Origin of the sequence: Hyphomonas sp. CACIAM 19H1 (assembly GCF_003325995.1) — a bacterium.
Lineage (GTDB): Bacteria > Pseudomonadota > Alphaproteobacteria > Caulobacterales > Hyphomonadaceae > Hyphomonas > Hyphomonas polymorpha.
In genome coordinates, this window is record NZ_CP016437.1 from 3,682,413 (window position 1) to 3,702,770 (window position 20,358).

The following is a 20,358-nucleotide window of genomic DNA, read 5'->3' on the forward strand; positions in this document are numbered from 1 at the left end:
ACTGATGTGTTCATGAGATGAATTTCTGCGAGCGCTGTGAGACTCTCCTCATATGCCTCAGCCCGCTCCCGCTCTTAAGCAGCCAGCCCTCACGTCTCCCCAGGCAGCCCCCGCTCGCCAGGAGGCGCGGCTAAAGGCGCTTTCCGCCCTGATCGGCCGCACACCGATGCTTTCCATCCGTCTGCGTTTCCGGGGCCGGGAACGGGTGATCCACGCCAAGGCAGAGCACTACAATCTGACTGGATCGATCAAGGACCGGATGGCCCTCTCGATCCTCGCCTGCGCTTATCGCTCCGGCACGCTGAAGCCCGGCGACACGATTGCCGAAGCAACCAGCGGCAATGCGGGCATTGCCCTCACCGCACTTGGCCGCGCCCTTGGGCATCGGGTCGAGATCTTCATGCCGGACTGGATGAGCGACGAGCGCAAGAACCTGCTGCGCAGCCTGGGGGCTAACCTCAACCTTCTCACCCGTGAGGAAGGCGGCTTCATCGGCGCGATTGCAGCCACGGAGCAACTCGCCGCCAGCCGGGCCGGCGTATTCCTGCCCTGCCAGTTTTCCAACGCCGACAATTCGGCCGCCCATACCAACACGACCGCCCGTGAACTGATCAACCAACTGGCCTGCCTCGACATAAAGCCTGACGCCTTCGTAGCGGGTGTCGGTACCGGCGGCACCGTGATGGGCGTTGGCCGTGCGCTGAAGGCTGCGTTTCCAAAAGTGAAAATTCACCCGCTGGAACCCCAGGAGTCCCCCACCCTCTCCACCGGCTACAAGGTGGGGCAGCACCGCATACAGGGCATCTCTGATGACTTCATTCCGGCGCTGGTAACGCTGGATCAGCTTGATGAGGTGATTGCCGTCTCCGATGGCGACGCCATCCGAATGGCACAGCGCCTGGCGCGGGAACTCGGGCTTGGGGTGGGCATTTCATCCGGCGCAAATCTCATCGGCGCCCTGATCGCTGCGGAAAAACTGGGGGATGATGCGTGCGTCGCCACCGTCTTCTGTGACGACAACAAAAAATATCTTTCCACCGCTCTGGCCGGCGAAGAGCCGCACAAGGAAGGCCATGTCAGCCCCGAAATCGAATTGCTCGATTTCGAAGCAAATGTGTGCGCCTGACGGCGGCTATCGGCGTTTCGAAACAGCAGGTTCCTGGGCGGCTTCTTCCTTTTCGCGCACCGTGAAACGGCGCGTGAACTGGGTGACCCGCGGCGCAATCTCGGTTTCAAACCGGGACCCGTTGAACACGCCATAGTGGCCAACGCCCGGCTGAATATAATCCGTACGCATATCTTCCGGAATGTTTGTGCAGATATCATGAGCGGCCTGCGTCTGGCCAATACCTGAAATGTCGTCTTTCTCACCTTCCACCGTCATCAACGCCACCGTGCGGACCGCTTCCGGCTTCACCAGGCGCTCGCCACGGTACTTGTAGATACCCCGCGGCAGGTGATGTTCCTGAAACACCCGCTGGATAGTCTGCAGGTAGAACTCTTCCGTCAGATCAAGGACGGAGAGGTATTCATCATAGAACTCGCGGTGCTTGGCGGCGTTGTCACCATCGCCGCCGACCAGATGATTGAAAAATTTCCAGTGCGCATCGACATGCCGGTCCCAGTTCATGTTCATGAACGAAGCCAACTGCACAAAGCCCGGATAAACGCGGCGCAGAACACCCGGATAGGGCGCCGGCACGGTGTAGATCATGTTCTGCTCAAACCACTCGAACGGGCGTTCCTCGGCGAGCTTGTTGGGAACCGTCGGCGAACGGCGGGCATCGATCGGTGAGCCCATGAAGGTCATGGTCGCGGGAAGCGCTGGATCTTCATCCTCAGCCATCATCGAGATGGCAGCCAGCACGGGCGGCCCCGGCTGACAGACAGCGAGCACATGCGCGCCGCCGCCCAGATGGGTCAGCATCTTGCGGACATGGTCGATATAGTCATCCAGATCGAACCGGCCGAGCCAGACCGGCGCCATGCGCGCATCCGTCCAATCGGCGATGTAGACGTCATGCGTCTCGAGAAACCCTTCGACGGTTCCACGCAGCAGCGTTGCATAGTGGCCAGACAGGGGGGCCACGATCAGCAGGCGAGGCAATGGCGCGGCATTCTTGCGGCGCGCTTGGGCCAGCTTGTCCGCATCCTTCTTGAAGTGAACGAGGCCGCACCAGGGAGACCGCCAGGCAATCTGAGGCTCGACGGGGACATCTATGCTGTTGATACGGACCGACGAGATGCGCCACTCAGGCTTGCCGTAATAGCGCGTTGCGCTTTCGAACACGTCCGCCATTGCCGCGAGGGATTTGCCATAGCTGGTATGGCCCATCGGATTGAACGGGGAGTTGAGCGCCGCGCGCCCCGCCCGCGCGGCAAGCCGCATTGGCGCCATCGCCACCCGGTTCAGTTCAACAAGGGAATAGAGCATTGTCTTTGTAACCCTCTTTGCTGCAGTGCAGCGTACGCCTCAAAAAACACTCCGGCAAATGTTTTCGCCAGCCGCAACTTGTCCCAAGGGAAAGGCGAGGGTTAACTGAAAGTCTTGAAAAATACTGAAACTTCCGGCCTGCGGCCCGTACAGAGTTAACATCCGGCAGGTAGGTATTCTCGTCAGGGGAGAATCCTGCCTGGAGCGTTGCTGATGTTTCTGACCTGCCAGCCCAACCCGCATGACGACGGCCGCATGACGCGGGCCCTCATCTTCGAAAACACGCCAGGCACCCGTTTCGCCATTGATGCCGAAACGCTGCACCGCCACCCGGAACTCCTGAAACCCTTCGGCCGGTGGCTGGACATCCGGCTGCGCATCCTGGACGCGCTGGCCTATCTTTCCTGCCTGGTGGGTGTCATTGCCGCCCTGGTCGTCGGCTGGTGGATGGCAGGGCTTGGGCTGGTCATCTGTGTGATGATGCTGGCCGCCAACAGGAAAACGGCCGGCCGTCTGGCAAAATCTGCTGCGCAGCGATCATCGGAAAGCTTCCGGAAGCTGCACGAAATGGGCTGTCTCTGGCTGGTAATGGCCTAAAGGCCGAAAAGCCCCAGCACGGCTGCCGCAACGGCGGCAACCGTGAACATCAACGAAAGCATGACTGAACTGCCCCGCTGTTCCTTGCGGCGCGTACGGACGCCTTTGGGATTCTTGCCTTCCTTCGGCGCGAGCATCATCCGCGTCGAGAAGAATCCGAAGCAGGACACTAGGGCGACCGTTCCGGCAATCCAGCTGGTGGCGAGCAAGAACAGCGCGCCGGACACCAGCATCATGCCCGCAATCGGCGTCGCCGTGCGGTACAGCAATTCGCGAACATGCGTGTCGGCCCGCGCCCCCGTCAGCTTGTCAAAGCTGCAATTGGGCGAAGCGATCGAGGCGACCCAGGAGGCCCCAATCGCCATGGCGCAGGTTATCAGGGCAATACCGTTGGAAAGGGTCTGAAGGCTTTGAAGCATGCTTCCTTATCGCCGGATTCGCGGCAAAGACATGTAGATTTTTGACAAGTTTCTATAGGGTCACACTCGCCTTGAGAGCGAGCATATTGGCAGCCGGGCCCAGCTTGTGACAGCTTGCCTTTGCCGAACACGGACGGAGGGCAGATTTCAACACCATGGCTTATCGATTGAAGCCCGGTAGTGAGCGCGTTGAAGAGGGCATCCGGCGCATCGCCGGGGAAGAGTTCGCGCGAATGGCGGAGGTGATCGCCGCGGCAGACCTGCCAGCCCCCCGGAAAGTTCACGAGGTGCGCAAGTGCACCAAGCGGTTACGCTCCGTGATCCGCCTCATCGGGCCGGTGTTTGAAGAAGCGCCGATGGAGAATGCAGCCCTGAGAGACGCAGCCCGCCAGCTTTCTGAAGCACGAGACTCAAGCGCCATCCTGGATAGTCTGCGGCGTCTGAAATTACCGCCGGAAATGCTTGCCGATACCGAAGCGACTCTCGCGGGCGATTCCGGCGCGCCCAGTGGTGGCGCCGCTACGGCCAGGCTTCTGAAAACCTTCGACCGCGACATGCGGAGCGCGGCCAAACGCGCCGCCGGCTGGGAGGTTCGCGCGGAGGGGTTCGCCGCCCTGCAGCCCGGCCTCAAGCGCAGCTACAGGAAGCTGCGGAGAAACTTCTCGGAGGCGATCCGCACGGGCGAAGAAGAAATGATCCATGACTGGCGGAAAAGTGCCAAAAGCCATTGGCACCATACGCTTCTGCTGGGACGCAGCTGCCCGGATGCCATGGACGGTCATGCCCGCATGGCAAACCGGCTCTCCGAAAGCCTGGGAGACTGGCGCGACAGCGGACTGCTTGTGGCAGCACTCAAAGCCCTGCCTGATGACCGGCTGGACAAGGACACGTTGAAAAAACTCTTCCGCGCCGCCGCGCGTGACCAGAAAAGGCTTCTGAAAAAGGCCGAGCGCATCTCGCGCCTGCTGACCGCTGAAAAGCCGGCAGCCCTTGCTGCCAGGTGGGCCGTCTATTGGGAGGCCAGCGAGGCCTGAACGCCGCTTCGTCGCGATACTGTCATGCAGCAGCGATAAAGAAGGCGTCGAATCGTGTCTTGCCTGCTTTCCTGGAGCCCCCATGTCTTTTTTCCGGCCCGCCCTTGCCCTGTCGCTTGTCCTGACGGTGGGCGCCTGCGCGTCTGCACCTGCCGCTGTAATCGACGGTCAGAAATTCGTCATGGCCAGCGTGGAAACGGCCCCTGCAGGCGCCAAAGGGGACGCCGCAGATGATCCGGCCCTGTGGAAACATCCGGCAGATCCCGCACAGTCCCTGATCCTTGGCACCAACAAGAAAGAGGGCCTGGTTGTGTTCGGGCTCGACGGCGCAGAAGTTCAGCGCCTGCCGATCGGCCTGATCAACAATGTGGATGTTCGTCAGTCTGCGGATCGGTCCTTCGATATTGCTGTGGCCAGCAATGATCAGGTCAACGCCATCTCCGTCTTCCTGATCGACCGGGTAACCGGAGAGGTGAGCCATCGCGGCGACATTCCGACAAATACAGTAGAGCCCTATGGCATTTGCCAGGCCCGCGAAGGGGAAAGCGATCTCGCAGGCGTGACCTACAAGGACGGGACATTGCAGATCTGGTCGCTCTCGGTCGGCGAGAATGAGCTCAGCGGAGATCTTCTGAAATCCGTCAAACTCGATACGCAGCTTGAGGGCTGCGTCTTCGACGAAGCCAACGGGCTCATCTTTGTCGGAGAAGAAGACAGAGGCCTGTGGACGGTCGCCTATCGCGAAGAAGCGCCCCAGCCTGTGCTGGTCGACACGGTTGGTGGCGCCGCTGGCCTCGTGGCCGATGTGGAAGGGGTATCGATCTGGAGAGGCGGGAATGGCGCAGGCTGGGTGGTGGCGTCCGCGCAGGCAGCCAACCGCTTCGTTGTTTATGACCGGCAAGCGCCGCACGCGCCGCGCGGCAGCTTTTCAATTATCGCCAATGAAGCGCTGGACATAGATGAGGTGACCCATACAGACGGGCTGGACGCTTTTTCCGGCGCCCTGCCCGGCTTCCCCCGCGGGGTTCTGATCGTGCAGGATGACGGCAATCCCAGGTCTGGAGAGAACCAGAACTTCAAGGTCGTGAACTGGGCCGATGTGGAAGCGGCGCTCGGCCTGCCGGAGATGGCCGCCGAATAGGCCCGCCACCGTGTCAGCCGGCACTCATCGCGAGCAGCCGGCTGATCTGCGCCCGCGGTAATCCGCTGTCGGAATGAAACTCATTGATTGCTTCCTGCAGCGCGGTGAGATCGCGCTTGCTGGTAGCTGCCGGGCTGTCCAGAATGCCCTCGCGCGCCAGAGCGGCGCAGACATCGGGCGACGCAATCCACGCATCCCATCCAGCAAAACGCAGGAAGTACTGTCCCGTTGCCCCGCCAAGGCGTGAGCCGCGCTTGCTCAGGAGTGTAAGCAAGCCAAGCTGATCCGTCGCTGGCCAGCTTGCGAGAAAGCGGCCGAAACCGCCCTCCTCCTGGTCGACATCTGCAACGAACCTTGCATTCTCGAGCGTTGCCCGGATCTTCTGTCCGTTGCGCACGATCCGCTCGTCCGCCAGCAGACGGTCCATCATCTCGTCGCCGAAGAAGGCAAGCTTGCCCGGATCGAACCCCTCAAAGGCCACCTCAAAGCCCGGCCACTTTGCTTCTATGACCTTCCAGTTGAACCCCGCATTGAACACACAGCGCGTCATTACCGAGAGAAGCCGGCTGGACGGCACTTTCTCCAGATGCATGACCGCGTGCGTGTTGCGCGACTTCTCAAGCGCCGCCCGCTCTCCCCCATGATGGCTGCCAGCCATCTTGAGTATCGGAGCAAAGCGGCGCTTCATGGAAGTTCCTCAGCCCAGCGCGATCTCGTAAACGGCTGCGTAGTCGTCGGCGCTCATCGCACGGGGGTTGCCCGCATGGGCAAGATCCACCAGAGCATATTCAACGATCCCCGGCCCATCCGATGCCGTCAGGCCCATGGCGCTCAGCGTGGGCGGAATGCCGATGGCATTGTTGAGATCCTGAATGGCATCGGCCAGATCCGCGCCGGCCTTGAGGCCCATCGCCTGGCGCAGGCGGGCATACTTTTCGTCTGCGGCGCCATTATGGAATCGCAGGATGTGCGGCAGGAAAACGGCGTTCAGCGTGCCGTGGTGAAGCTTCTTCTCATGCAGCCGCCCAGCGGCATGGCTGAGCGCATGAACCCCGCCAAGCCCCTTCACGAAGGCGAGCGCTCCTTCATAGCTCGCCATCATCATGTGCCAGCGGGCCTCTTCATCCGAGCCATCCTTGACGGCACGCTTCAGCATGCCCATCCCGAACGCGCGGTGTGCGCCGTCATAGCCGATAGCTTCCGCAGGCGGATTAATTGCCGGCGTGAGCACAGCCTCGATGCAATGCGTCAGCGCGTCCATACCGGTTGCTGCTGTGAGCCCGGCCGGAAGACCGATGGTAAGGTCCGGATCACAGAGGGCGACAAGCGGAATGAGATTGGGCGAGGCAAAGGTTTCCTTCCGCCCATTCTCCATGATGATGACCATGCCGATGGACACTTCCGAGCCGGTTCCCGCCGTTGTCGGGATGGCGATCAGCGGCGGAATCTTGCCGACCAGCTTAGAGCCGCCGACGATCGCCGCGAAATTTTCCAGAGGCCCTTCATGGCTCGCCATCAGGCCAATTGCCTTGGCGTGGTCCATGGAAGAACCACCGCCCACAGCTATGATCCCGTCAGCGCCGGATTCCTTGTAGAGCGCGGTCGCGATCTTGGTTTGCGCCTCGGTGGGGTTGGGCACGGTTTCGGCAAAGACGCCGGCAGGGGCGACGTCGAGTGCATCTTCGACCTTTGCAAGGATGCCGGAAGCCTTGATGCCCGCATCCGTCACGATGAAGGGGCGCGTGATGCCCCGCGCCTTTGCGAGTTTGGAAAGCTGTTTGAGTGCGCCAGAATCGAAGACGCACTGCGTGAGGAAATTCATAACCGGCATGGGAAGCTCCAGAAGGCGGAAAACGCGCCATGTTCCCAAGTGCGCTGCGTCAAGGCAAGCCTTTCCCTAGGGCAGCGCGCTGCTCACAGCGCCGCACCTCCCAAGGTAGCAGGACGCAGTTGGTATCCAGCATCGCTGCCCCTGATTTTTATCTCAATACGGACGAGTACCTAAATGAGCGCATGTGCCGCGCGGCTCGGAGCCGCGCGGCAAACTGGGCAATTTCGCCTTTAATTCCAGAGGCTTACCTGTATCTCATCACTCACAAAAACAGCGGGTTTCGACAATGAAAAAGCTCCTCGCAGCCACCTTGATGGCAGGCACAGCCCTGATGGGATTTGCCGGCACGGCATCGGCCGATGATAACCCCTGGATGGTGCGCGCACGCGTCATCGGCGTTCTGCCCGACGAATCCGGCGCTCTGTCCGTAGGTAACACGCGCCTGCAGGGCGGCGTGGACATCGGCGACCAGTACGTCCCGGAACTCGACATCACCTATTTCTTCACCAAGAGTATCGCCGCAGAGCTGATCCTCGGGGTGACACCCCATGATGTGAAAGCAACCAGCGTGACGGTGCCGGGCGCCCTGACCAATGCCAATATCGATCTGGGCGATGTCTGGCTTCTGCCCCCGACCCTGACATTGCAATACCATTTCCAGAACGGCACCCGTTTCAAGCCGTATGTGGGCGCTGGGGTCAATGCGACCTTCTTCTTCAATGAAGATGCCGGCCCGGTGGCGGACGGGATCGACTATGATCCGAGCTTCGGTCCTGCCCTTCAAGTCGGGTTTGACTACGATCTAGATGGCAAGGAAGGTGGCTGGGCGCTGAATGCCGACATCAAGAAGGTCTGGATCAATACCGATGTTACAGTCGATTTCACCACCGCGCTCGGCGCCAAGGTGAATGCGGATGTGGACATCAACCCACTGATCGTAGGCGTGGGTCTCGGCTATAAGTTCTGATCTGGCCACGATCAGATCGAGGCAATACCAGCCTCCCATCCCAACCCCAGACTGGTATTGCTTAAACGAGAGCGCCGCGCCTGCTAATCAGCTGGCGCGGCGTTTTCTGCGCTCTGAATCTGCTGCTGCCTCTTGCGCCCCGGCCCCGGCCCGTTACTCGTCATGGTTATGACACTTTTGACTGTGACCGGCCTGAAGGTCGATTTCGAGACGCCCGATGGCACCGTGAACGCCGTGAAGGGAATTTCCTTCGGCGTTTCGCCTGGCGAGTGCGTTGGCATCGTGGGCGAAAGCGGTTCTGGCAAGAGCCAGTCCGCCCTTGCGGCCATGGGCCTGCTTGCCGGAAACGGCAAGGCCGAAGGCAGCATCCGCTTCGGTGACACCGAAATGCTGACAGCCTCGGTGGCACAGCTGCGCGATATACGCGGCGCTGAAATGTCGATGATCTTTCAGGATCCACTGACAAGCCTTACGCCCCACATGACCGTCGGCGCGCAGATGCGCGAGATATTGGCGTTGCATAAGGGCCTCAAGGGCGCAGAAGCCAATGAACGCTGCATCGAATGGCTGGAGCATGTGCGCATCCCGGAGGCAGCCCGGCGCATGGAACAGTTTCCGCATGAACTTTCGGGCGGCATGCGGCAGCGCGTGATGATTGCCATCGCAATGCTCTGCGGGCCGAAGGTTCTGATTGCGGATGAGCCCACCACAGCGCTCGACGTGACTGTCCAGGCCCAGGTTCTGGAACTGATGGATGAACTCAAGCGCGAAACAGGCACCGGAATTGTTCTGATTACGCACAATATGGGGGTGGTTGCCCGCATGTGTGACCGGGTGATCGTGATGCGCCATGGCGAGATCGTCGAGCAGGGCACAACTGACGAAATCTTCTATTCCCCCAAGCACGACTATACCAAAATGCTTCTGGCGGCTGTGCCGCGCCTGGATATGCCTGACCCGCCGGGACGCCCCCCGCTGTCGGCCCCACCCGCCGCAGATACAAAACCAATTCTGCAGGTCGACGATATGAAGGTTCACTTCCCTATCCAGATCAAAGGCGGCCTGCTTGGAAAGCGCAAACCCCTCAAAGCCGTGAACGGCGTGAGTTTCGACTTGAAACCCGGCGAGACTCTGGGCGTGGTCGGAGAATCCGGGTGCGGAAAATCGACACTGGCACGGGGTGTGCTGCGGCTCATTCCACCGACTGCCGGCAAGGTTGCCTGGCTTGGCAAGGACATTGCCAAGGCCAGCCGCAGCGAGATGGACGGCCTTCGCGATGAACTCCAGATCGTCTTCCAGGATCCCCTTGCGAGCCTTGATCCCCGCATGACCATCGGTGCCTCAGTGGCGGAGCCTCTGCTGGTGCATGAGCCGGACCTCTCCCGCTCCGAGCGCGAGGCAAGGGTACGCGAAATTCTGCCGCGTGTCGGGCTCGATCCAAACCTCATCAACCGCTATCCGCACGAACTCTCCGGCGGCCAGAACCAGCGTGTCGGGATTGCCCGGGCGATGATCCTGAAACCCCAGCTCGTTATCTGTGACGAAGCGGTTTCCGCCCTGGATGTGTCGGTTCAGGCGCAGGTCGTCGATTTGCTGATCGAACTTCAGAAGGAGTTCGGCCTCTCAATGATTTTCATCAGCCACGACCTCGCCGTCGTCCGCCAGATCAGCCATCGGGTGATGGTGCTTTATCTTGGGCGGATCGTCGAACTCGCAGACCGGAACGCTATCTATGAAGATGCCCGCCACCCCTATACGCAGGGCCTGATCGCGGCAGTCCCGAATGCCGATCCGCGCGGCGAGCGCGCTCGTGAGCGTGTAAAACTGACTGGCGATTTGCCCAGCCCCCTCGACAGCCGCGCCGCCCTCCGTTTCCTCAAGTCGAAGCTGGTAGATGATCCGGATGTGGATCAGTACCAGCCGCAACTCGTCCAGGTGGCCGGCAATCACTGGGTGGCGGAGCACGACCCTGCCCCAGGCGCAGCAGGATTGCTTGTAAATTAACCCCCGCCCGAATAGGGTGCGGCCGCTTTGCCGGAACCCTTTATCATGCCCGATACCCTGACCTCTCCCCTGCCCGTTACCCTGGCCGACATACAGGCCGCTGCCAAAGTGCTTGAAGGGCAGATTGAGCGGACAGAACTCGCGCATTCGAAAACGCTCTCGGCGATCACCGGCGCACAGGTCTGGGTCAAACTCGAAAACCGCCAGTTCACCGCCGCCTTCAAGGAACGTGGCGCCCTGAACAAGCTGGTGAAACTTTCCGATAAGGAAAAGAAAGCCGGCGTCATTGCCGCATCAGCCGGTAACCATGCCCAGGGCGTTGCCTATCACGCGCGCCGCCTCGGCATTCCAGCCACCATCGTGATGGCCGAGACCACCCCCTTCAACAAGGTGGAGCATACCCGTGACCATGGCGCCCGCGTGGTGCTGGAGGGCATGATCTTTGACGAGGCCAAGGAATACGCCCTGAAGCTGGGCGAGAAAGAAGGCCTGACCTTCATCCACCCCTTTGATGATGCGGACATCATTGCCGGCCAGGGCACAATCGCGGTGGAAATGCTGGCGGACAATCCGTACCTCGATACGCTCGTGGTTCCGATCGGCGGGGGCGGCCTGATCAGCGGCATCGCTGTTGCCGCAAAAGCCCTGAAGCCTGATATCAAGATCATTGGCGTGGAAGCAGCGATGTATCCCTGCATGCATGCGGCGCTGCGCGGCAAGTCGCCCAAAATGGGCGGGGCCACGATCGCCGAGGGCATTGCGGTCAAGGAAGTGGGTCAGCTGACCCGCCTGATCGCCCAGGAACTTGTCGATGACATTGTTCTTGTGGAGGAAGAACATCTGGAGCGGGCCATCACCCTCTTCGTGGAAGTCGAGAAAACCATTGCCGAGGGAGCTGGCGCCGCAGGCCTGGCCGCTCTGCTCGCTCACCCTTCCCGCTTTTACGGGCGGAACGTGGGGTTGGTGCTCTGTGGCGGCAATATCGACACGCGCCTTCTCGCTTCCGTCCTGACGCGCGCGCTCGTTCGCGAGAACCGCCTGGCCCGCATCCGCATCGTGGGGGATGACCGGCCCGGCCTTCTGGCATTGGTGTCCAAGATCATCGGGGATCAGGGCGCAAACATCATGGAAGTGGCGCATAACCGGATTGCACTGGATGTGCCGGCCAAAGGCGCCGAGTTCGACATCCTGATGGAAACGCGGGACAGCCAGCACACGCAGGAAGTCATCGACGCCCTGGCGCAGGCGGGATACCCGCCCCGCGCCATTTAGGGTACCCCTCCGGGACACGTGACTAACCCGGGAAACCAGCCTAGAGAGCACCCGACAATTCAGCCCTTTCAGGAGGCTAGCGCCATGTTCCGCGCCTTATTTATCGCCGCAGCTCTCAGCGTTTCGCTGGCCGCTTGCGCCCCGCAAACCCAAGGCGCTGCCGAGGAATCCGCTATGACATCTCCTGTCGATAAATACCTTCCCTGGAACCCTGACGCCAAAGGGATCGTGACGACGGAAAGCGGTGTCCAGTATATTGTCGTGAAAGAAGGCCCCAAGGACGGCAAGAAGCCGGTCTCGTCTGACCGGGTCAGCGTGCATTATGATGGCCGCCTGCCGACCGGGGAAAAATTCGATTCCTCCCTGGATCGGGGCTCACCCGCCGAATTCCGCCTGGACCAGGTCATCCCCGGCTGGACCATCGGCCTTCAGGAGATGAGCGAAGGCGACGAGTTTGTCTTCTACATTCCCAATCGCTTCGCCTACGGCCAGCAGGCGCGCGGGAATGTCATCAAGGCTGGAGACGATCTTGTCTTCTACGTGTCGCTTCTCGGCATCGTGGAACCCAAGAAATCGGACGCGGCCGCCTGGGCAAAATACTATCCTTGGAATCCCGAGCTTCCCGAAGTCCAGAAGACTGATAGCGGACTGCAATACATCATTCTGAAAAGCGGAGATGCCGCAGGCCAGCCGCCCGTCGGCGGGCAACTCGTTGTCGTGCACTATGAAGGCCGCCTGGCGGACACAGGCGAGCTGTTCGACAGTTCCTACCAGCGCGGCGATCCGGAAGTGTTCCCCTCCAATCAGCTGATCAGCGGCTGGGTCGAGGCCCTCGCCATGATGAAACCCGGCGACCATTGGATGCTCTACATTCCCTCCGAGCTTGGCTATGGCGAACAGGGCACGCCAGGCGGCCCGATCCCGCCCAACACGGCCCTGCAGTTCGAAGTCGAACTGCTTGACGTGATGCGTTGAAGGCCGTCAGCTCACAGATGTCTCTCAACGCCACCACTCTCGCCGCCATCGCTCTCGCCGCTGGAAAAGAGATCATGCGGGTCTACCGCACGGATTTCAGCGTCAGCCACAAGGATGACCATTCGGTCCTGACAGAAGCCGATGGTCTCGCTGAAGCGGTCATCCTGAAGGGCCTCGCTGAAGCAGACCCCAGCCTGCAGGTCATTGCCGAGGAATCCGTCGCAGGAGGCCATATCCCGGAACATGGCGCCCGCTTTGCGCTCGTCGACCCGCTGGATGGCACCAAGGAGTTCGTCGCCAAGAACGGCGAGTTCACCGTGAACATTGCCATTATCGAACATGGCCGCCCGGTCATGGGAGTTGTCTACGTTCCCGCGCAGCACCGTCTGTTCGTGGCAGAAAGCCCCACGCACGCCTGGCAGGCAAAAGCCGCCCCCGACGGCCCGGTTCCCACCAAACGTGCACCGCTGAGAATCCGGCCCGCCCCCGCGGCTGGTCTGACTGCGGTTGCTTCGAAATCCCATCGCAGTCCCGATACGGATGAGTGGCTCTCCCGGTATCCGATTGCTGAAATCAAGGGTGCTGGATCTGCTCTGAAATTCTGTCTCGTGGCGGCAGGGGAAGCGGACGTGTACCCGCGTCTTGGTCGCACGATGGAGTGGGATACAGCCGCGGGCCAGGCCGTTGTGGAAGCTGCCGGAGGGCGCGTCCTGACGATCACCGGCGAACCCCTTCTTTATGGCAAAAGAGAACGCGGATACGATAATCCCAGTTTTGTCGTCTTTGGAGATGTGACGCCGCGCTGAACGGCCGTCCTCGGAGGAAAGCATGGCACGCCAGTATTTTGGAACGGACGGCATCCGCGGCCGCATCAACAAGAAGCCGATGACCGCCGAAACGGCGCTGCGCCTCTCCATAGCGGCTGCGCGGACCTTCGCGCCGCAAGGCGGGCGCGAAGTGGTGATCGGCCGCGATACGCGCCGGTCCGGCGAAATGATAGAAGCAGCCCTGATCGCCGGTTTTGCCTCCATGGGCATAACCCCCGTGCGCCTGGGCGTAGTGCCGACGCCCGCCGTCGCGTTGATGGCCCGCGAAACCGGGGCCGCCCTCGGCGTAATGGTCTCGGCGAGCCATAACAAGTTCGAAGACAATGGCCTCAAGCTCTTCAGTCCCGATGGTGTGAAGTTTGACGATACCGTTGAGGAGGCACTGGAGGCCAGCATGAGCGCGGCGCTCGAGGGAGACTACGCTGCCCCCGCAGAAATCGCCCTCCCCCGCGAGCTTGCGGGCGCCCCAGCCCGATATGTCCGGCGCTGCCTCGACACGTTGACCGGGGCGCGAGACTTTTCAAAACTGAAGGTCGTGCTCGATTGCGCGCACGGAGCAGGTTTCGAGACCGCGCCAGCAGCGCTGAGAGAACTTGGCGCGCAGCTTACGGTCATCGGCAACGCGCCCGATGGTGTGAATATCAATGCCGGCGTCGGCTCGACGGCAACCGGCGCTCTGAAAGCAGCCGTTCTGGAAACCGGCGCGGATATCGGCATCGCCCTGGACGGCGACGCGGACCGGCTGATCGTGATAGATGAGACAGGCATGGAAGCGGATGGGGATCAGGTAATGGGTCTCATTGCCGGAGAGATGCACCGCACCGGCCGCCTCAAGGGCGGCGGCATGGTCGCGACCGTCATGTCAAATATGGGGCTGTCGGAATTTCTGAAAGCCGAGGGCTTGACCCTCGCCCGAACAAAGGTCGGCGATCGATACGTGGGCGAGCATATGCGCGCACACGGATTTAATCTCGGGGGCGAACAGTCCGGGCACATCATATTGTCGGACGTCTCCACGACAGGAGATGGCCTTCTGGCAGGACTTCAGGTCCTGTCAGTGCTCGCCGCCCGCGGTGGCAAGGCATCAGACATGCTGCGCGTCTTCAAGCCCGCGCCACAAAAGCTCGTTAACATACGCTATTCCGGCGCGAACCCTCTCGAAAGTGATAGGGTCAAGGCCGCGCTGGCAGAGGCGGATGATATGCTCGCCGACCGTGGTCGGATGGTTGTGCGCAAATCCGGAACCGAGCCGCTTATTCGCGTTATGGCTGAAGCACTGGATGAAGCCCTGATGCAGAAAGCGCTCGACCATGCGGTGAGCGCGGTGAAAGCCGAAGACGGCGTCAGCTGACCGGCTCTTGGCGCGGCGTCACCTGTTGCGCGCGCTCACAGGCAAGTTATCCTCCGGAAAGATAATTCATACTTCCGGAGGAACTCCCATGGCCGAGGGTCAATCCCTTCCCCCGTTTCGCCCCCTGCCGCAAAAGACACCTGATGTCGAAATGACCCGCAAGGGCGGCGCCATCTATATCAGGTCCCGGCAGGCACCGGGCGCTCGCCCCGCCACTATCCCGCACGCGCTGGACGAACGCGCGGCGCTGCATCCTGAGAGGGTCTTCATCAAGGAGCGTGATCCGAATACGGATCAATGGATCGAGATCACCTACGGCGAAGCAAAGCGGCTGACAGATTCCCTGGCCCAGGCTTTCCTTGATCTGGGCGCTGGCCCGGACGCGCCCGTGATGATCCTTTCGGGCAACTCCATCCGCGCCGCCCTGATCATTCTGGCGGCCCAGAAGATTGGCGCGCCTGCCGCCCCCATCTCCGTTCCCTACTCGACCATGTCCAATGATTTCGACAAGCTGAAGCATTGCTACAACACGGTGAAGCCCGCCATAATCTTTGCCGAGCAGCTGGCCCCCTTCCAGAAAGGCATTGCCGCGCTCGGCGCTGAGAACTGCACTATTGTCAGCGCCGACCCTGGCGGGGACAATTCCGTGCGCCGGTTTGACGATCTTGTCGCAACCGTACCGACCCCCGCTGTCGCAGACGCTATGGCGACGCTCGGCGACGATACGGTCGCGAAGTATCTTTTCACATCAGGCTCCACAGGCCTCCCCAAACCCGTTCCGCAAACGCAAGGCTCCATGTGCTCCATGATCGCCGGCCAGGAAGGCTTGCGGGATGATGCGCGCGACCCCGACTATGATCCGGACAAGGTCGCCAATGTGCTCGACTGGCTGCCCTGGAACCACATTTCGGGATCGAATGTGAATTTCAACGGCGCCCTCTGGAATGGAGCCACCTTCTGGATTGATGGCGGCAAGCCCACCCCGGCCCTTTTCCATGAAACCCTCCGCAACATCCACGAGTGCAGCCCGTCGACCTTCGGGACCGCGCCAATCGCGCTGGCTATGCTCGCAGAGGCGATGGAGCAGGACGAAGGCCTCCTGAAGGCCTTCTTCAAGAACATGCGCTCTATCGGCTATGGTGGCGCCACGCTTTCAGACGACCTCTATGATCGCCTTCAGGCGCTTTCGATCAAGGCGACCGGCCGCCGTATTCCCATCATCACCATGTACGGCGCCACCGAGACGCAAGGCATCACCGTGGTCCACTGGGAAGTTGAGCGGGTTGGCCTGGTTGGCCTTCCGCTTCCCGGCACGACCCTCAAGCTGGTCCCCAATGGTGAAAAGCTGGAAGTACGCGTCAAAGGCCCGAGCGTCATGCCGGGCTATCTCAACGATCCGAAGAAGAACGCCGAAGTCTTTGATGAGGAAGGCTTCTACTGCCTCGGAGATGCAGTGAAGTTCGTTGATGAGAACGATCCCAATCAAGGCCTCATCTTCGATGGCCGGGTGGGCGAAGATTTCAAGCTGTCTTCCGGCACATGGGTGTCGGTGGGAACGTTGCGGCCAGATTTCGTTGCTGCCTGCTCTCCGCTCATCTTCGACGCCGTAATCTGCGGCCAGGACAAGGATTACGCCACCGCGCTGGTCTGGCCCTCTCCGGTCACAGTGGAGCAATATGCCAAAGCGTCAGGCGACACCGCCAAGGGCTTTGCGGCGCTGATGGCAGACCTTGGCCGCAAGGCAGCAGCCTTCAACGCAGGCGAACCGGGCTCTTCCCGCCGGATCAAACGGGTGCTTGTCATGACCGAACCGCCCAGCATCGACGCGGGCGAAATCACTGACAAAGGCTATGTAAACCAGCGCCTCGTGATCTCCCGCCGGGCAGCCTTGGTTCAGGCGCTTTATGCAGAGCCACCCGGCCCCGGGGTCATCCAGCTATAAGGGCCACCAGGACGCCCTACCCCTTGTTTCATCGCGCATGCGCCATCACATCGCCGGAATTGCCGAGCAGGTGTGTGGCGCATGACATTTGATGATGCCTTCCGGAATTTCAGAGAAAAGTTGCACCTCCCTGAGATGCAGCCACCTGATCTGCGCCTGCCGATTGAGCGGCTTCGCCAGCAATTCTTCAGGATGGATTATTCCGGAGAGCCCGATGCGCCGGAACTGGCCGAAGTCAAGCTGCTCACCGTCCCTGGCCCCTCCGGCCCCCTCAAAGCGCGGCTCTACGTACCGCTAGGCGCGGGCATTCCGCCTGGCCCAGGCATTCTGTTTTTCCATGGCGGCGGCTTTGTATTGGGTGACCTGGAAAGTCATGACATGATTTGCCGCCGGATGGCGGAGGGATCGCGGTGCCGGGTGCTGGCCATCGATTACCGGCTTGCGCCGGAAACGTGCTTTCCCTGCGCACATGACGACGCGCTCGCCGCTTGGCAGTGGATCAGCCATCACGGCGAGGAGATCGGCATCGACCATCGCCGGATTGCCGTTGCCGGCGATAGCGCCGGCGGGAACCTCGCTGCCTTCATCTGCCAACAGATGAACCGCGAGGGCGGCCCCATGCCGGCCTTCCAGCTGCTTCTCTACCCGCTTCTGCAGTTTGCGGACATTCGCAGCAAGAAGATGTCGCCGCAGGAGAGTGGATTCTTCATTTCCGTTGGGCTGTTCGAATTCTTCCGGGGACATTATCTGCCCAGTCCGGAAACCTTTATGGACCCCCGAATATCACCTTTGTTTGCACCTGCCGAAGAACTCCGGAATCTTCCGCCTGCCCATATTATCGTGTGCGGATGGGATCCGCTGCATGACGAAGGTCTGGCCTACGCCGCAAAGCTCCGCGCCATGGGCATCCAGGTGAGCGAGAAGGAATATCCTTCAATGGTACACGGATTTCTGAACCTTACTCACATCTCTGCAACAGCAAGAACAGCGGCGCGCGAAGTGGGGAAAGTGACGGGCGAAGCACTGGGTGCAATTTAAGAATCAACATAAGTTCCGAAATGGAACTATTGTTTTGCGTGACCCACGGGCAACACTTGGACTCTAAAGCCAATTATTGCACCGCAGCAAATATTTCAAATGCTTGATAACCGTCTATTTAGTGCGCAAGGGCCAGACACCGCTGGCACCGATAAGTACTAGAGGAAACTCCCAGAAATGACGCTCAACAAAATGCTGATGACGTCTGCTTCCGCAGCCCTCATCCTGTTCGCCCCCGCCTATGCGCAGGAAACTCCCGAAGAAACAGCTGCGCGCGAATCCGCAATCGATCGCGTGCTTGGCACGGTCACCGTGACCGCCACCAAGAAAGCAAACGTCGAAGACGTGCAGACTGTCGCAGTTGCCATGACGGCATTCAATGCTGACACCCTCGACGCCCTCAACGTCACGACGCTCGAAAGCCTGAGCTATTCGGCACCCAACGTCTCGCTCGACGATGTGGGCACCGCGCGCGGCACGGCCAACTTCGCCATTCGCGGCCTCGGCGTGAACTCCTCCATCCCCTCGATCGACCCGGCCGTCGGCGTTTTCATTGATGGCGTCTATCTCGGCGTCAACAACGGCGTTGTCGTCGACATGTTCGACCTGGACAGCATCGAAGTCCTGCGTGGCCCGCAAGGTCTTCTCTTTGGCCGCAACACCACGGGCGGCGCAATCGTCGTCAATACCGCGAACCCGACCGACGAATTCTCGATGAAGCTCCGCAGCAGCATCGAAAGCCCCATCGACAGCGGCCGCGGCGGCCCCAACAGCAATCTTCAGGCTATTGTTTCGGGCCCCCTGATCGAAAACGTCCTGAACGGGAAGCTTGGCGTCTCCTACAATTATGACGACGGCTACTTCAAGAACCTCTACAATGGCGAGAACCACGGCCAGCTGCGTGCACTGACCTATCGCGGCGCGCTGGAGTTCATGCCGACCGATTCGCTGACCTTTCTCGGTAAACTCGAATACACCGACTCGCGCTCTGATGGTCCTTCTGGCAAAAACCACGCCTATTTTGACCGCGACAATTTCGATTTCTCGATCAACAATCCGGGCTTCGGCGAAAGCGAAACCATTCAGGGCTCGCTGCGCACCGATCTGGATGTCGGCTTCGGCAACGGCGTGATCACCAACATCTTCGGCTACCGCAAGTATGAGTCGACCTCCTCCAGCGATATCGACGCGACGCCCTTCACGCTGTTCCACTCCAACGCCGAATTCAATCAGGAACAGTACTCCAACGAGCTGCGCTATGCCGGCACGTTCGACAAGCTCGACCTGACGACAGGCGTCTACTACTTCGAGCAGACTCTGGACTACACAGAGATCCGCAACCTTCCGAGCACGCGCCCGGCAACCCTTCCGGCTTCCATTCCGTGGGGCTTCTACGGCGGCGGCAAACTCGATCACACCGTGTGGGGCGCCTTCGCGAACATCGATTATTCGATCACGGACAAGCTGATTGCCACCGTTGGCGTGCGCTACTCGGTTGAGGAAAAAGCTGGTGACGTGATCTACATCCGTCCGCGCAACCCCTGCTCCGTGATCCAGGGCACATGCTCACCAGATGGGAACAATGCTCTGATCGGGCTCATCTCGGGCGGCACTGTCCAGGAACCCAACGGCTTCCGCGATTCGAACGAGTGGAAGAACTGGACGCCGAAAGTTGGCCTGCAGTACTTCTGGAACGACAACGTCCAAACTTATGGCCACTATACCAAAGGCTTCCGTTCGGGCGGCTACAACTTCCGCATCACCGATATCCCGATCTTCAACCAGTTTGTCGCACAAACCGGCAGCCTCGGTTTTGACGAGGAAGAAGTTGACTCCTATGAAGTCGGCTTCAAGGCACAGAGCTCTGATGGCCGAATTCAGGTCAACGGCGCAGCCTTCATGACCGAAGTGGGCGACATGCAGCGTGAAGTGAACACCGCTGGAGCTTCCGGCGTTGTCCAGAACATCATCAATACTGCAGACGCTACGATCTACGGTCTTGAGTTTGACGGCCGCGTCGCCGTTACAGACACGCTGCTGGCATCGTTCAATGTCGGCTTCATGGATGCAGGTTATGACCGGGTCTTCTTCGATCTGAATGGCGACGGCGTCATCAATGATGCAGACGTCAACCTCGATCTGCCCCGCGTGCCGCCGATCACCTATGGTGTTGGTCTCATGAAGGAGTTTGATCTGGGCACCTCCGGCGCGGTCGTTGCCCGCGCGAACTACCAGTACCGCGACCGTATTGCGTACACGGACAGCAACTTCGGCTGGATCCAGGATGCAAACATGGTCGATGTGAACGTGACCTGGGAAACGCCGGTGCAGGGCCTCTCTGCCTCTCTCTATGGCAAGAACCTGCTCGACGAAGTGCAGCTCGGCAACGACACCCAGCTGCCCTTCCCTGGCCCCAACTCGACGGGTCTGAACTATTCCTATCCGGCGCTTCCCGCCGGCGGCACCTTCTCGCCGCTGAAAAAAGGTCGCCTGCTCGGTCTGGAACTGACCTACGTCTACTAAGAT

The 20,358-nt window shown here is 60.5% G+C and carries 17 protein-coding genes; 13 read left to right on the forward strand and 4 right to left on the reverse strand.

The features are described 5' to 3' along the window. Window positions 1–52 precede the first annotated feature (52 nt). A complete protein-coding gene (locus BBF93_RS17290; protein ID WP_114106708.1) occupies window positions 53–1,126 on the forward strand; it encodes a PLP-dependent cysteine synthase family protein in 1,074 nt (357 codons plus the stop codon). Window positions 1,127–1,132: 6 nt separating this feature from the next. On the opposite strand, the gene BBF93_RS17295 is transcribed toward BBF93_RS17290, so the two are convergent. Then, window positions 1,133–2,434 (reverse strand): polyhydroxyalkanoate depolymerase, encoded by a 1,302-nt coding sequence (locus BBF93_RS17295; RefSeq protein WP_035597900.1) that lies wholly within the window; start codon window positions 2,432–2,434, stop codon window positions 1,133–1,135. A gap of 213 nt (window positions 2,435–2,647) precedes the next feature. On the opposite strand from BBF93_RS17295, the gene BBF93_RS17300 reads away from it, so the two are divergent. Further along, on the forward strand, window positions 2,648–3,031 hold the full coding sequence (locus BBF93_RS17300; RefSeq protein ID WP_114106709.1) for a hypothetical protein: 384 nt from the start codon (window positions 2,648–2,650) through the stop codon (window positions 3,029–3,031). On the opposite strand, the gene BBF93_RS17305 is transcribed toward BBF93_RS17300, so the two are convergent. After that, window positions 3,028–3,450: a hypothetical protein gene (locus tag BBF93_RS17305; RefSeq protein WP_114106710.1), complete on the reverse strand. Its 423-nt coding sequence runs from the start codon at window positions 3,448–3,450 to the stop codon at window positions 3,028–3,030. The two genes, BBF93_RS17300 and BBF93_RS17305, sit on opposite strands and share 4 nt — an antisense overlap. Before the next feature lie 155 nt (window positions 3,451–3,605). Here BBF93_RS17305 and BBF93_RS17310 point away from each other — a divergent pair, with 155 nt between their 5' ends. Both BBF93_RS17310 and BBF93_RS17315 read left to right on the forward strand, forming a co-directional pair. Further along, complete coding sequence (locus tag BBF93_RS17310) at window positions 3,606–4,484, forward strand: CHAD domain-containing protein (RefSeq protein ID WP_035597892.1); 879 nt, start codon at window positions 3,606–3,608, stop codon at window positions 4,482–4,484. An 82-nt stretch (window positions 4,485–4,566) separates the two neighbouring features. Then, entirely contained in the window at window positions 4,567–5,625 is a 1,059-nt protein-coding gene (locus tag BBF93_RS17315; RefSeq protein WP_035597889.1) for a phytase, read from the forward strand. A 13-nt stretch (window positions 5,626–5,638) separates the two neighbouring features. On the opposite strand, the gene BBF93_RS17320 is transcribed toward BBF93_RS17315, so the two are convergent. Both BBF93_RS17320 and BBF93_RS17325 read right to left on the reverse strand, forming a co-directional pair. Beyond that, on the reverse strand, window positions 5,639–6,313 hold the full coding sequence (locus BBF93_RS17320; protein WP_035597887.1) for a DNA-3-methyladenine glycosylase I: 675 nt from the start codon (window positions 6,311–6,313) through the stop codon (window positions 5,639–5,641). Between the two features lie 9 nt (window positions 6,314–6,322). Further along, window positions 6,323–7,456, reverse strand: coding sequence for an iron-containing alcohol dehydrogenase (locus tag BBF93_RS17325; RefSeq protein ID WP_035598062.1), 1,134 nt, complete (start codon window positions 7,454–7,456; stop codon window positions 6,323–6,325). A 286-nt stretch (window positions 7,457–7,742) separates the two neighbouring features. Between BBF93_RS17325 and BBF93_RS17330 the strand changes: the two genes are divergently transcribed. The 9 genes from BBF93_RS17330 to BBF93_RS17370 all read left to right on the forward strand — a co-directional run bounded on the left by BBF93_RS17330 (window position 7,743) and on the right by BBF93_RS17370 (window position 20,355). Further along, entirely contained in the window at window positions 7,743–8,423 is a 681-nt protein-coding gene (locus BBF93_RS17330; RefSeq protein WP_035597885.1) for an OmpW family protein, read from the forward strand. 168 nt (window positions 8,424–8,591) lie between these two features. After that, window positions 8,592–10,427: a dipeptide ABC transporter ATP-binding protein gene (locus BBF93_RS17335; protein WP_035597884.1), complete on the forward strand. Its 1,836-nt coding sequence runs from the start codon at window positions 8,592–8,594 to the stop codon at window positions 10,425–10,427. A 45-nt stretch (window positions 10,428–10,472) separates the two neighbouring features. Continuing rightward, window positions 10,473–11,699 (forward strand): threonine ammonia-lyase, encoded by a 1,227-nt coding sequence (locus BBF93_RS17340; protein WP_114106711.1) that lies wholly within the window; start codon window positions 10,473–10,475, stop codon window positions 11,697–11,699. A 174-nt stretch (window positions 11,700–11,873) separates the two neighbouring features. After that, a complete protein-coding gene (locus BBF93_RS17345; RefSeq protein WP_233349193.1) occupies window positions 11,874–12,674 on the forward strand; it encodes an FKBP-type peptidyl-prolyl cis-trans isomerase in 801 nt (266 codons plus the stop codon). Window positions 12,675–12,691: 17 nt separating this feature from the next. Then, a complete protein-coding gene (gene cysQ, locus BBF93_RS17350; RefSeq protein ID WP_035597883.1) occupies window positions 12,692–13,480 on the forward strand; it encodes a 3'(2'),5'-bisphosphate nucleotidase CysQ in 789 nt (262 codons plus the stop codon). 22 nt (window positions 13,481–13,502) lie between these two features. Beyond that, on the forward strand, window positions 13,503–14,852 hold the full coding sequence (glmM, locus tag BBF93_RS17355; RefSeq protein ID WP_035597879.1) for a phosphoglucosamine mutase: 1,350 nt from the start codon (window positions 13,503–13,505) through the stop codon (window positions 14,850–14,852). An 88-nt stretch (window positions 14,853–14,940) separates the two neighbouring features. Next, entirely contained in the window at window positions 14,941–16,794 is a 1,854-nt protein-coding gene (locus BBF93_RS17360; RefSeq protein ID WP_035597876.1) for an AMP-binding protein, read from the forward strand. A gap of 135 nt (window positions 16,795–16,929) precedes the next feature. Next, complete coding sequence (locus BBF93_RS17365; protein WP_233349194.1) at window positions 16,930–17,832, forward strand: alpha/beta hydrolase; 903 nt, start codon at window positions 16,930–16,932, stop codon at window positions 17,830–17,832. A 177-nt stretch (window positions 17,833–18,009) separates the two neighbouring features. Further along, window positions 18,010–20,355 (forward strand): TonB-dependent receptor, encoded by a 2,346-nt coding sequence (locus tag BBF93_RS17370; protein WP_035597870.1) that lies wholly within the window; start codon window positions 18,010–18,012, stop codon window positions 20,353–20,355. Window positions 20,356–20,358 lie beyond the last annotated feature (3 nt).